At 70.6% G+C, this 12,064-nt stretch carries 7 protein-coding genes; 3 read left to right on the top strand and 4 right to left on the bottom strand.

Going from position 1 to position 12,064, the window contains the following annotated elements:
- Nucleotides 1–2: 2 nt before the first annotated feature.
- The 3 genes from panD to FB381_RS02295 form a co-directional block, all read right to left on the bottom strand.
- On the bottom strand, nt 3–428 hold the full coding sequence (gene panD / locus FB381_RS02305) for an aspartate 1-decarboxylase (RefSeq protein WP_211352307.1): 426 nt from the start codon (nt 426–428) through the stop codon (nt 3–5).
- A gap of 163 nt (nt 429–591) precedes the next feature.
- Nucleotides 592–1,452 carry a pantoate--beta-alanine ligase gene (gene panC / locus FB381_RS02300; protein ID WP_141778791.1) on the bottom strand — a complete coding sequence of 287 codons (861 nt, stop codon included), beginning with the start codon at nt 1,450–1,452 and terminating at the stop codon, nt 592–594.
- Nucleotides 1,449–2,423 (bottom strand): Rossmann-like and DUF2520 domain-containing protein, encoded by a 975-nt coding sequence (locus FB381_RS02295; RefSeq protein WP_141778790.1) that lies wholly within the window; start codon nt 2,421–2,423, stop codon nt 1,449–1,451. The genes panC and FB381_RS02295 overlap by 4 nt, the downstream gene beginning before the upstream one ends.
- Before the next feature lie 334 nt (nt 2,424–2,757).
- On the opposite strand from FB381_RS02295, the gene FB381_RS02290 reads away from it, so the two are divergent.
- The 3 genes from FB381_RS02290 (at nt 2,758) to FB381_RS02280 (ending at nt 9,931) form a co-directional block, all read left to right on the top strand.
- Nucleotides 2,758–6,372 carry a bifunctional glycosyltransferase/CDP-glycerol:glycerophosphate glycerophosphotransferase gene (locus FB381_RS02290; RefSeq protein ID WP_141778789.1) on the top strand — a complete coding sequence of 1,205 codons (3,615 nt, stop codon included), beginning with the start codon at nt 2,758–2,760 and terminating at the stop codon, nt 6,370–6,372.
- On the top strand, nt 6,363–7,460 hold the full coding sequence (locus FB381_RS02285) for a glycosyltransferase family 2 protein (RefSeq protein WP_141778788.1): 1,098 nt from the start codon (nt 6,363–6,365) through the stop codon (nt 7,458–7,460). Before FB381_RS02290 ends, FB381_RS02285 begins: the two co-directional genes overlap by 10 nt.
- Before the next feature lie 239 nt (nt 7,461–7,699).
- On the top strand, nt 7,700–9,931 hold the full coding sequence (locus FB381_RS02280; RefSeq protein ID WP_170225031.1) for a polysaccharide pyruvyl transferase family protein: 2,232 nt from the start codon (nt 7,700–7,702) through the stop codon (nt 9,929–9,931).
- Between the two features lie 12 nt (nt 9,932–9,943).
- Here FB381_RS02280 and FB381_RS02275 read toward each other — a convergent pair whose 3' ends face one another.
- Nucleotides 9,944–11,920: a capsular polysaccharide synthesis protein gene (locus FB381_RS02275; protein ID WP_141778786.1), complete on the bottom strand. Its 1,977-nt coding sequence runs from the start codon at nt 11,918–11,920 to the stop codon at nt 9,944–9,946.
- Between the last annotated feature and the right edge of the window lie 144 nt (nt 11,921–12,064).

Genomic DNA, 12,064 nt, shown 5'->3' with positions numbered 1-12,064 from the left:
CGTTACTGCGTGAGGACGAGGTCGCCCCGCAGCTGGTCGCTCCCCGGCACCGGCTCGGCAGCGTCCGAACCCAGCGCGATGATGTGGTTGGCGTCGTCGACGTGCACGACGTGCGGCTCGAGAGCCTTCGCCTCGGCCGTGGTCATCTGCGCGTAGGCGATCAGGATGACGAGGTCGCCGGGGTGCACCAGGTGGGCGGCGGCGCCGTTGATGCCGAGCACGCCGCTGCCGCGCTCGCCGGCGATCGTGTAGGTCTCCAGGCGGGCGCCGTTGGTGATGTCGACGATGGAGACCAGCTCGCCGGGCAGGATGTCCGCGGCGTCGAGGAGGTCGGCGTCGACGGTGACCGAGCCGACGTAGTGAAGGTCTGCCTGGGTGACCGTGGCACGGTGGATCTTGCCGGTCATCATGGTGCGCAGACGGGTCATCGGGGTGCTCCGATCGTAGGGTGTGGCGTTGAGCAAGTTGGGCCGTTCAGCGTCGTCAGGGCGCGTGCTGGGCAAGGCGGAGGAGGGAGCCGTGGCGGAGCCACGGCGACTGACGACAACGCCGCCCGGTGCGTGCCATGGCGGCGCTGGCGGTCCAAGGTGTTCATCGCCCCACCCTTAGGCTCATGTTGTCGATGAGTCGGGTGGTTCCAAGTTTGGCGGCGACGAGGATCCGGGCCTCGCTGCCGGGGGCCGGTGTCTCCGGCAGGGGCGCGAGCGCGGGGTCGGTGATCTCGACGTAGTCGAGCTCGACGCCCGTCACCCGGTTCAGCTCGGCGTGAGCAGCAGCGAGCGCGGCATCGACGCCGTGCACGGCCTCGCGCTGCGCTGCACGGAGGGCCCGCGACAACGTCGTCGCGACCTCCCGTTGCTCGGGCGAGAGATAACGGTTGCGCGAGGAGAGGGCCAGGCCGTCGGGCTCGCGCTGCGTCGGCGCACCGACGACGTCGACGCCGAGGCACAGGTCGGCCGACATCCGGCGGATCAGCGCGAGCTGCTGGTAGTCCTTCTCGCCGAAGACGGCGACGTCGGGCTTCACGAGCCCGAACAGCTTCGCGACGACGGTGAGCACGCCGCCGAAGTGGCCCGGACGGGTCGCGCCCTCGAGCACGTCGGCCAGCGGGCCGGGGGCCACGGTCACCTGCGGGTCGCCACCGGGATAGACCTCGTCGACCGACGGCGCGAAGACGACGTCGACGCCCTCGCGCTCGCAGACCTCGAGGTCGGCCTCGAGGGTGCGTGGGTAGCGGTCGAGATCCTCGCCCGCGCCGAACTGCAGCGGGTTGACGAAGATCGAGACGACGACCGGGCCGTCACCGACCCGCTCACGGGCGACACGCATCAGCGACGCGTGGCCGTCGTGCAGGGCGCCCATCGTCGGCACGAACCCGACCGAGGCGCCGTCACGGCGGGCAGGGTCGAGCAGCTTCGCGAGGTCGTCGCGAGTGGAGGCGATCGCGGTCATGCCTGGTTCCAGGTAGAGGTCTCGACGGTGTCGACCGCACCATCGCTCTGCGCGGGCGCTGCCCCTGCGACGGCATCGTCGAGCAGGTGCGAGATCTTGCGCGCCCGGATCGGCAGCAGCCGCCCGTCGGAGACGGCCCGGTCGAGCGTGGCCCGTGCCATGGCGACGTACGACGCCAGGGTCTGCGGCGCGTTGGTCCGGATGTCGTCGAGGTGGGCCGCGACCGTGCCGGCGTCACCGCGCACGATCGGGCCGGTCAGCGCCGCGTCGCCGTGGTCGAGGGCGTTGTCGAGGGCGGCGGTGAGCAGCGGCCGCAGCGTGCCGGCGGGGTCGTTCGCGCCGGCGGCGGAGAGGATCTCCATCGCCTCGGTGACGAGGGTGACCAGGTGGTTGGCGCCGTGGGCGAGACCTGCGTGGTAGAGCGTACGCATCTCCTCGGGCACCCACATCGGCCTGCCGCCGAAGTCGTGCACCAGCGCCTCGGCGAAGGCGCGGTCGGCAGGCGTCGCGGCGGTCAGCCCGAAGACGCCGCCGGAGAGCCGGGTCAGGTCACGGGCGGTGCCGGAGAAGGTCATCGCCGGGTGCACGGCCATCACGTGGGCGCCGATCGCGGCGGCCGGCTCGAGGATCGCGAGGCCGTGGCGACCGGAGGTGTGCGCGACGTACTGTCCGGGCCGGATCGCGCCGGCATCGACCATCGTGCGGACGACGTTGCCGAGCATGTCGTCGGGCACGGTGAGAAGAAGGAGGTCGCACGCTCGCGCGACGGCGGTCGGCTTCTCGACCGGCACGCCGGGGAGGAGCTCGGCGGCCCGCGCGCGGGAGGCATCGGACTCTCCGGCGACAGCGACGACCGTATAGCCACCTGCCGAGGCGGAGCCCGAGGTGACGGGTGCGGTCTGCAGCGCCGCGGCGAGGACGGCACCGACGCGACCGGCGCCGACGACACCCACCCTGAGTGGTGCGTTCATGAGGTAGACCTTTCGTTCCAGTCCCTCCGACCACTCCCTCAGGTGAGGAAGCCGGGGTGGGTACCAGACGTTGTGCCTGCGTGCTCGACCACCGTGACCGAGCCATCACAAACGGTACGCCGCACGACACTCTTCCGAAACATTCCGTCCATGTGGCACCCGTCACGCAACGCCGCTGGCCGCCATACCGGCCGCGGCATCGCGCCGGAATCTCCACGGATCCGACGACTCGGCGACTGCCCCCTCTGATTCCGGTGAACGAGAGTTGAACGCCTAGACTCGACAGCCGACTTCTTTTGTGTCCCCCTCCGGAAGGTCCGCCCCTTTGTCAGCCATGAGCCCACGCCGCCGTGCGGCGCATCGCGTCGCCGACGCGATCGACCGCACGATGAACGTCGACTCCCGGCGCGTGGCTCGGGCGGCCCGCCGTGAAGCACGCCGTGCGAGATATGTCGTCGGGCTCGGCCCGAAGCCGATCCTCAGCGTGGTCATGCCGATCTACAACGTCGAGCAGTGGGTCGGGGCGGCGCTCGACAGCATCCTGACCCAGTCGCTGCACGCACTCGAGGTCATCGTCGTCGACGACGGCTCTCCCGACGGCTCCGCCGACGTCGTACGCCAGATCGCGAGGCGCGACCCGCGGGTCAGGATCGTCACCAAGGAGAACGGCGGCCTGGGCGCGGCCCGCAACACCGGCCTGGAGCACATCCGCGGTGAGTACGTCGCGTTCGCCGACTCCGACGACATCATCCTTCCGGGCTCCTACGAGGCCATGGTCGGTCTGCTCGAGCGGACCGGCTCCGACTTCGTCACCGCCGCCTTCGAGCGCGGCGAGCAGGGCCGGGCGGCCCGCCCCAACTGGGTCAAGAAGCTGACCCGGGTGACCCGCACCCGCCTGCGGATCGAGGACGAGCCGCTGGCGCTGCTCGACATCACCTCGTGGAACAAGGTCTTCCGCACCAGCTTCGTCGACGAGCACGGGCTGCTCTTCAGCGAGGGCGTGCGCTACGAGGACCAGGTGCCGATCACCCGCGCCTACCTCGACGCCACCTTCGACATCCTCGACCAGTGCGTCTACCTGTGGCGTACGCGTGACGACGGCACGTCCATCACCCAGCAGAAGGCGACCCTGCAGGACCTCGCCGACCGCATCCTGAGCCAGGACCGCTGCGCCGAGCTCGTGCAGGACGCCCCGACCGAGGTGCGCAACACCTGGTTCGTGAAGCTGCTCGACTACGACTTCCCCAACTACGTCGAGGCGGCGATCGGTGCCGGCAGCGCTGAGTACGCCACCGCCGTACGCGAGCGGCTGGCGGTGCTCCGTGACGAGATCCCCAGCGAGATCTGGTCGCGTCTCCAGTTCCGCAACCGGGTCGTCTCCTGGGCGCTGAGCCACGACGACTTCGACCTGGTCAACGACCTGCGCGGCTGGTTCCAGCGGTTCCAGTCGGGCCGCCCGATCGGGGTCGTCGACGGTCGCCCCGTCTTCGTGCTCCCCGAGGGTCTCGACCCGCGCGGCACCCTCCCGCCCGACACGCTGCGGGTGGAGGAGGTCGACCTGCTCCCCCGCGTGCAGCTGACCTCGGCCGCCTGGCACGACACCGAGCTGGTGCTGCGTGGCTCGGCCTTCCTGCAGAACCTCACCGACGACTACGCCCCCCACGAGCTGCGTCTGCACGTGCGCGGCGACGGCGTCGACCTGGAGGTGCCGGTCACCCGGTTCACCGACCCGTGGCTCGACGAGATCGCCAACCGCGCCTACGAAGACCGCGCGAACGCCGGCTTCGAGGCCCGCATCGACGCCCTGAAGCTCGCCGAGGTGACCCCGGCGGGCCAGCACGACCTCGTGCTCGACTTCGAGCACACCCAGGGTGACTTCACCCGCGTCTCGGGCATCACCGGCCAGGTGCCGTCCGGCCCTGCCGGCTTCCGGGAGGCCCACATGCTGGCCGACCGTCTGGTCCGGCTCGGCGGCAACGGTGCCAACGGCTTCCGGGTGCACGTCCAGGACGACTGGGCCCGCACCGCCGGCCACAGCGTCGCAGCCGACGGCACCGTCGAGCTCACCGTCGTCGGGCCCGAGCGCAACCCGATCCTCAACCCCGACTTCGGCAAGGTGGTCCGCCGCGGCACCGACGGCGCCGTGACCGTGCTGCTCAACCCACGCCGCTCGCGCGAGCTCGAGGTCAAGCTGACCTCCGGCAGCTATGTGCCGGTCCGCTGGTCGGAGGAGCCCAACGTGCTCGGTGCGGACGCCGGCACCGACGCCGGCCGTGCCTACGTCGTACGCAGCGGCGGCAACACCGTGCGGGTGACCAACCGGCAGCCGTCGGTGCACATCAGCGCGATCGACGCCACCGAGGAGCGGCTGGTGCTGCGCGGGGTCAGCCTCGGCGCGGCCGGCCACCGTCTGCAGCTCTCCTCCGAGCGTGCCGACGCCGTCGCGAGCGACGTGCTCCCGGCCGGCGAGTTCGAGATCGAGGTGCCGGTCGCTCGCGACGCCTGGCAGCTCGGCCGCACCGCGCTGCCCACCGGCCGCTACGAGCTGCGCCTCATCGACGAGCTCGGCGAGGTGCGCCCGTTCGCCCACGTGAAGGTCTCCACCTCGCTGCGTGCGCACGGCCCGATCGACATCGACATCGACGGCGCCTCGGTGCGCATCGGCGTCAGCAACTCGTGGAGCCTCATCGTCATCTCGCACGCGCTGCCCGTCGACGTACGCCCCGGGCGCACCCAGCAGCTGCTGCGCGAGCGCTACCTCGAGCAGCGCCACGAGCCGCGCCTGCCGGTCGCTCTGCTGGAGACGTTCAAGGGCAAGATGGCCGGTGACTCCCCCGCGGCGATGGCCCGCGAGCTGCTCGCCCGCCACCGCGCCGGTGAGGGGCCGGAGCCGGTCTTCAGCATCAACGACCGCTCCGTGCTGGTGCCCGACGGGATCCGCTCGGTCGTCCGCTTCTCGCCGGAGTGGTACGAGCTGCTGGCCCGGGCGGCCTATCTGGTCACCAACGACAACTGGCCGTTCTTCTTCGAGAAGGCCGAGGGCCAGGCGTACGTCCAGACCTGGCACGGCACCCCGCTCAAGCGCATCGCCAAGGACATCACCGACCCCCAGGGCGGGCTCTCGGTGCTCTACATGAAGACGATGGACGCCGAGGCGAAGGCATGGGACCGGCTGATCAGCCCGAGCCCCTACTGCTCCGAGATCCTGCCGCGTGCCTTCGGGTTCGAGGGCGAGGTGCTGGAGTCGGGCTACCCGCGCAACGACGTGCTCGCCGCCGGCGACCGCGACCAGGTGAGGGCGGCCATCCGCAAGCGCCTCGATATCCCCGACGACCAGCGGGTCGTGCTCTACACCCCGACCTGGCGCGACAGCTTCTCCAAGGTGCTCTACCTCGACCCGGAGAAGGTCGTCGCGGCGCTGCCCGACGTCACCGTGCTCGTGCGCGGCCACGTGAACACCTCCACCGGCGCCTCGGTCGCCCCCGAGCTCGCCGGCCGGATCCGCGACGTCACGCTCTACCCCGACATCAACGACCTGTTCCTGGCCGCAGACGTGCTGGTGACCGACTACTCCTCGGTGATGTTCGACTTCGCGATCCTCGACCGGCCTCAGCTGTTCCTGGTGCCCGACCTGGAGGAATACGAGGCCTCCCGCGGCTTCTACTTCGACTTCGTCGACACCGCTCCGGGCCCGCTGTTCGACGACAACGAGACCCTCATCGCCCACCTCGCGGGCGGCCCGGAGGCCGATGCGGCCTACGCCGATGCCCGCGCGGCCTTCCGGGAGAAGTTCGCCCCGTGGGACGACGGGTCGGCCTCGGTCCGCGCCGTCGACGCGCTCCTGTCCGCAGCACCCTCGCCGGCCGCGGTCCCCGCGGCTCCGTCTCCCGCCGCGGGCACCGCGGCTCCGTCTCCCGCCGCGGGCACCGCGGCAGAGGCATGCGACTGAGGCGCAGCCGGCCGATGCTGGGTGTGATCGTCCCCGCCTACAACATCGCGCCGCTGCTACCCGCCGCGCTCGACAGCATCCTCGGGCAGACCTACAAGAATCTGCACGTGGTCATCGTCGACGACGGCTCGACCGACATGACCGGCGTGATCGCCGAGGAGTACGCCGACCGCGACCCGCGCGTGAGCGTGCGACGCACCGCCAACCACGGCCTCGGCGCGGCCCGCAACACCGGCCTGCACCACCTGGTCGGCGCCGACTACATCACCTTCGCCGACTCCGACGACATCGTGCCGCGCACCGCCTACGCCACCATGGTCCGCACCTTGGAGAAGACCGGCTCCGACTTCGTGACCGGTTCGGTGCTGCGGTGGGAGGACGGCGAGCTCAACGAGCCCGTCTGGATGCGCAACTTCCACAACCCGGCTCGCCTGGGCGCCACCGCCGACGACGACGCCCGCATCCTGGGCGACGTCTTCGCGTGGAACAAGGTCTATCGGCGTACGTTCTGGGACTCTGCGGGGCTCTCCTGGCCCGAGGGCCTCCGCTACGAGGACCAGCCGACGCTCACGCAGGCATATCTCGCCGCGGAGGCGTTCGACGTCATCCCCGACATCGTCTACCACTGGCGCATCCGCACCGACGGCACCTCGATCACCCAGCAGCGCTCCACCGTCGCCGACCTGCGCGACCGCCACCTGACCAAGAGGATGTCGCTGGAGACCGTGCGGAAGTACGTCGCCGACGGCGGCAACCCCGAGGTGCTCGAGATCTTCCTCGACAAGACCCTCCCCGGCGACATGCGCCGCTACTTCGCCGCGATCCCCGAGGGCGACGCCGAGTGGTGGGACCTGCTCGTGGAGATGGTCCGCGACATCTGGTCCGAGCGCACCCTCGCCGACACCAGCCTCCCCCCGGGCCAGCGGCTCATCGGGTGGCTCGTCGAGCACGACCTCCACGACCAGGCCGCCCACGTCGCCACCTGGATCGCCGAGCACGGGCCGGTGCCCCGCAACGCCGACGGCACCGCCCTCGACGTGCCCGGTCTCGACCTCACCGGCATCGACGCGTACGCCCTCCGGGCCTGACCCCACCAGCGCTCACGGGTCAGCGGCGACGTTGCCCTGATTCCGCGCGACCGCTGCTACGATCCCGCCCAGACTTACCCCCCACGGCTTGTTTCTCCCGAGGGGTTTCTCCGTCAGCGAATGGCTCGCCGCACGGCTCGGGAATGATCAGAGAGTTGGTAGTGGTGGCTTCTGTAGGTTCGACGCGTCGCAGCTGGTTGCGCTCTCGCAAAGGTGCGCGCTCGACGAACACCGGTCTGATGACCTCCGACGTGCTCGACGGCTACCGGGTGGCCGACGACGTGCTCGAGGTCGAGGGTCGCGTGCCCGTCCACTACTTCACCTACACCCCCAACTTCGGCGACCTGCTCTCGCCGTGGATCGTCGCCAAGCTGACCGGCCGCGAGGTCACCCTCGCCGACCGCTCGCAGCCGCACTACACGGTGATCGGCTCGATCCTCAACGAGTGCACCGACACCTCGATCGCCTGGGGCACCGGCACCTACGGCTCCGAGGGCGTGCGCGACCTGAGCCGCAAGATGCGGATCACCGCGGTGCGCGGCCCGCTCACCCGCTCCAAGCTCTCCGCCGACCACGGCTTCGGTCTCGCGGTGCCCGAGGTCTACGGCGACGCCGCGCTGCTCGCCCCGCTGGTCTACCGCCCGGAGGTCGAGCAGACCCACGAGTACGGCTTCGTCGTGCGCTGGAGCGAGCGCCGTTGGGCGCGCGCGACGTACGGACCCGACATCAAGCTGATCGACTTCGCGCGCACCGACATCGAGGGCGTGATCCGCGACCTGCTCTCCTGCCGCAAGATCATCACCTCCTCGCTGCACGGCCTGATCGTCGCCGACGCCTACGGCATCCCCAACGCCTGGCTCGCCTCCGGCACCCCGCGCGGAGGCGAGTACAAGTTCTACGACTACTTCGCCTCGGTCAAGAAGTTCCGTACGCCGCAGCAGTTCGACGCCTCGGCGGCCCCGCAGGTGACCGGCGAGCTGCTCGAGTCGACCTTCGAATTCGACGGCCGCCCGATCGACTACGACCCGCTCCCCCTGCTCGACGCCTGCCCGTTCCTGCAGCGCGCCACCGCCCCGGCCGACCCTGCCCACGACGCGGCCGCCAAGATCGCCGAGTCGCGCAAGCTGCGCGAGCCCAACAGGCTGCGCCGCACGGTGCCGGGCGTCTCGACGCTGCTGCCGTCCCTGGGCTTCTTCGGCGGCACCGCAGCTGATCACCTCTCGGTGCGGGTCAGCGAGCCGGTGCAGGAGATCCGGCTCTTCCTGCCCGCCAAGCAGGCGGGCCAGCTCGACCTGCGTGGGATCCAGCTGGCCAAGGCCGCCCGCCCGATCCACATCGACGCCCCGAAGGTGCGTATCGAGCAGAGCTCCTACGCCGGTTCGGCCGAGAGCGCGTCGATCAACAGCCGGATCCGTACGACCCGCGAGCAGGGCGCCTGGGCGATCGCCCGCTTCGACGCACCCGTCCGGGTCGACGAGGTCAGGGTGCTCAACCAGCTCGACCACCGCGGCGTACGGGCCCAGCGGCTCAACGTCGCGGTCATCGGCGGCGACGGCGCCGAGATCGCGCGCTGCAGCCTCGACTCCGACAAGGCCGTCACCACCACGCTGCGGCTGGTCGAGGAGCTGACCGGCATCGCGATCGAGCCGGCCGACCTGAGCTCGGCCGAGGCGGGTGCCGACCTGCGCGACAAGGTCGTCGCCGCGCTGGTCGCCAACATCCGCGACGGCGCCCGCGGCCGCACCTCGCGCGAGCACCAGCTGCTCTTCGCCCTGTTGCCCACCCGGCCCTCCGGCCCCGAGCTCACCGACAACGACCTGCAGCTGCTCGGCTACCTGCTGGCCACCGAACGCCGCCGTGTCTCCGGCGCGGCGACGTCGGTGCGCTCCTTCGGCGGCGTGCTCACCACGCGCAAGCTCCTCGACCGGGTCGAGGAGGCCACCAACGAGGCGACCGCGCTCCTCGGCATCGACCCGGTGACCCTGACCCGCAAGGGCTTCCGGGCCGGCGAGGTGCTCAAGCGCCGCCGCGCGGCTCACCTGCAGCTGCTCGACCGCACGCTGGTGACCCTCCGCGGTCTCGGGTTCACCCCGATGCTCGGCTTCGGCACCCTCCTCGGCGCGGTGCGCAACGGCGAGTTCCTGCCCTTCGACGACGACATCGACGTGCTGGTGCCCTGCGCCGACGACAGCGAGTGGGCTCCCCTGGCCGACCGGGTGCGCGAGATGGGCTGGGAGGTGCGCACGCACAAGAGCGGCTTCCACATCATCGATCCCGAGTCACGGCTGCAGATCGACGTACATCCGGCGACGGAGCTCGAGAATCTCCTCCCCGCGACGACGGTCACCCTCGAGGGCAACGACTACCCGGCACCCGCGCAGCCCGAGATGCTCCTCGAGGAGCGCTACGGCCCGGAGTGGATGTCACCCGACCGCTATCACGGCTGGCCGCGGGCGCTCGACCAGGTGTAGCTCCCAGCGGCGTCATCGCCGGGCGATCACGAACCGACGCCGCTTCGGCTGCTCCGGCGCGGACATCAGGTGCCGCTCGTAGTCGCCCCTCACCAGCGCACCGGCGACGGTGGCCGGGGTGATCTCGTGCGGCTTGAGCTTGTAGGTCAGCTTGTGCACGAACGACCCGTCGATCGCGGCGAGGTCGGCGCCGGTGCCCGCCGGGCGGCGTAGCTGCCCCTGCAGCTTGTGGGCACCTCTCGTGTCTCGATGTTGTCCCTTGGTCTCCCAGATCTCACCGAAGCGGTCGTCGAGCTGCGCCAGGGCCTCGAAGATGTCGTGGAAGAAGAAGTAGTGGGTCGCCTTGTCGTGCGACCGGTGGTAGATCTCCAGCGCCGCATGCATCATGTGCACGATGTAGGAGTTGTTGCGAGCAGCGAGGAACCAGCTCGAGATCCGCGCGTCGTTGTATCTGAACGCGAAGAAGCGGCGGTCGCCCACAAGCTCGTCGACGACCGACGGGTCGCCGGTCACGTAGCAGGTCGCGTCGACCCAGATGCCGCCGTACTCCTTCAGCAGCGCGATCCGCAGCCAGTCGGCGAACGCGGCCTTGTCGGTCGGGACCCGATGCCTGATGTGCCCCGGCACATCGACCCAGTAGGGCACCGACGCCTCGGTGAGGAGCCGCAGGTCGATGCCAGGCACCCGTCGGAGTCGCTCATAGCAGGCTCTGACGATCGGCGGCGCCGCCTCCATCCCCTGCGCCCAGTAGACGAAGACGTACGGCATCTCGCCGGTCTTGCCCGCGCGGCCGGCGTGCGCCATCCGTCGGATCTGATCGAGGTGCGCGCCGACGAACGCTCTGATCGCCACCCGCTCCGAGGTGTAGTTGGTGGTCGCCGCCATCAGCTCGGTGGCTCCGGCGGCGTCGATCCTCGGGTCCTTCGCCGTGGCCGCACCGACGACGTCGTACGTCTCGCCGGCGCGGTGCAGCAGCCGGTAGGCGCGCGCGAGGGCATAGCAGGCGGTTGCGTCGACGGCAGGGTCGTCGAAGATCGGGGCCAGTGCCGCGACGACCTGCTCGTGGTTCTTCAACCGTACGGCCGCGGCCGCCGTCAGCAGCCTTGGCGCCAGCGCCTTCGGGTCCTCCTCGGTGGCGATCTCACCGGCCTCGAGCACCTTCGGCCAGGAGCCGTTCGACGCGTGGCCCAGAGCCGTGGTCAGGTCAGAACCGGGCACGACGAGACCCGCCGTACGCGCCGCGACCTCGAAGGCTTCCAGCTGCAGCCACACCGCGAGCCGCTCGTCGAGCAGGCCCGGAGAGAGGGTGTCGCGGTCGACGTACAGCTCGGACGCCGAGCGATCGGGGTCTCCGCGCCAGCGGGCGGTCAGGCCGTCGGGCGGTGCAGCTGCGGCGTCGAGGAAGGCACGGCCGTTGGCTCCCTCGGAGAGCTGGAAGCGGGACCACCGCACAGCGCCCTTGCGGGCGCCGCCGAAGAGGCGCACCCAGGCCTCGTCCGCATCGACCGGCACCGTGAAGGTCACCGCCAGCCGGGTGCGGCCGGGCACGTTCTGCGCCGCAGCCGACCGGGCTCCGTTCCACGTCGGCTCTCCCTGTGTCGACCAGCCCGCGACGATACGGAGCGCGTTCACGTGCAGCACGCCGCGCAGCGGCGCCTCCAGCTCGACGTCGGCGGCGAACGTGTAGGTGCGCCCGGGCAACATCCCCAGTCGCAGCCCACCGTCACGCCCGCCCGGGCTGATGTGGGTGTCGTTGCTGTCGGTGCGACCCTCGATACGCACCGCCTGACCGTCACCGTCGTCGACCAGGGTCGCCCGCGCGTGCTTGTGCACGTAGACCCAGTCGCCGGGATCGAGCTCGAGATGGTCCTGCGGGGCCCGGTCGGCGCTGAGCAGCGGCGGTCTTCGTAGCCTCGGGTTCAGGAACAGGTTGGTGAGGGCGAGGTCGTCCCTCACCGTCGACGGATCACTCGCAGTCCGCTCGTGCATGACAAAGCCGCCTTCATCTTCATGGCCATGCCCCCGAGCGGCCGTGCCTGGTTACCCAGTGCTCCCACCAGTGGTGGGTCGCGGCAGACACCCGGCCGCGAAAGTAAAGAATACCTGTGGCCGCTGTCGATTCTCTGTCCGTTC

Source organism: Nocardioides albertanoniae, assembly GCF_006716315.1.
GTDB lineage: Bacteria > Actinomycetota > Actinomycetes > Propionibacteriales > Nocardioidaceae > Nocardioides > Nocardioides albertanoniae.
This window is presented reverse-complemented; position numbering and strand designations above follow the sequence as displayed.

Coding starts and splice junctions, on each gene's coding strand:
- FB381_RS02280 (WP_170225031.1), top strand. CDS start 7,700: ATGACCTCCGACGTGCTCGACGGCTACCGGGTGGCCGACGACGTGCTC.
- FB381_RS02290 (WP_141778789.1), top strand. CDS start 2,758: ATGAGCCCACGCCGCCGTGCGGCGCATCGCGTCGCCGACGCGATCGAC.
- panC (WP_141778791.1), bottom strand. CDS start 1,452: ATGACCGCGATCGCCTCCACTCGCGACGACCTCGCGAAGCTGCTCGAC.
- FB381_RS02285 (WP_141778788.1), top strand. CDS start 6,363: ATGCGACTGAGGCGCAGCCGGCCGATGCTGGGTGTGATCGTCCCCGCC.
- FB381_RS02275 (WP_141778786.1), bottom strand. CDS start 11,920: ATGCACGAGCGGACTGCGAGTGATCCGTCGACGGTGAGGGACGACCTC.
- panD (WP_211352307.1), bottom strand. CDS start 428: ATGACCCGTCTGCGCACCATGATGACCGGCAAGATCCACCGTGCCACG.
- FB381_RS02295 (WP_141778790.1), bottom strand. CDS start 2,423: ATGAACGCACCACTCAGGGTGGGTGTCGTCGGCGCCGGTCGCGTCGGT.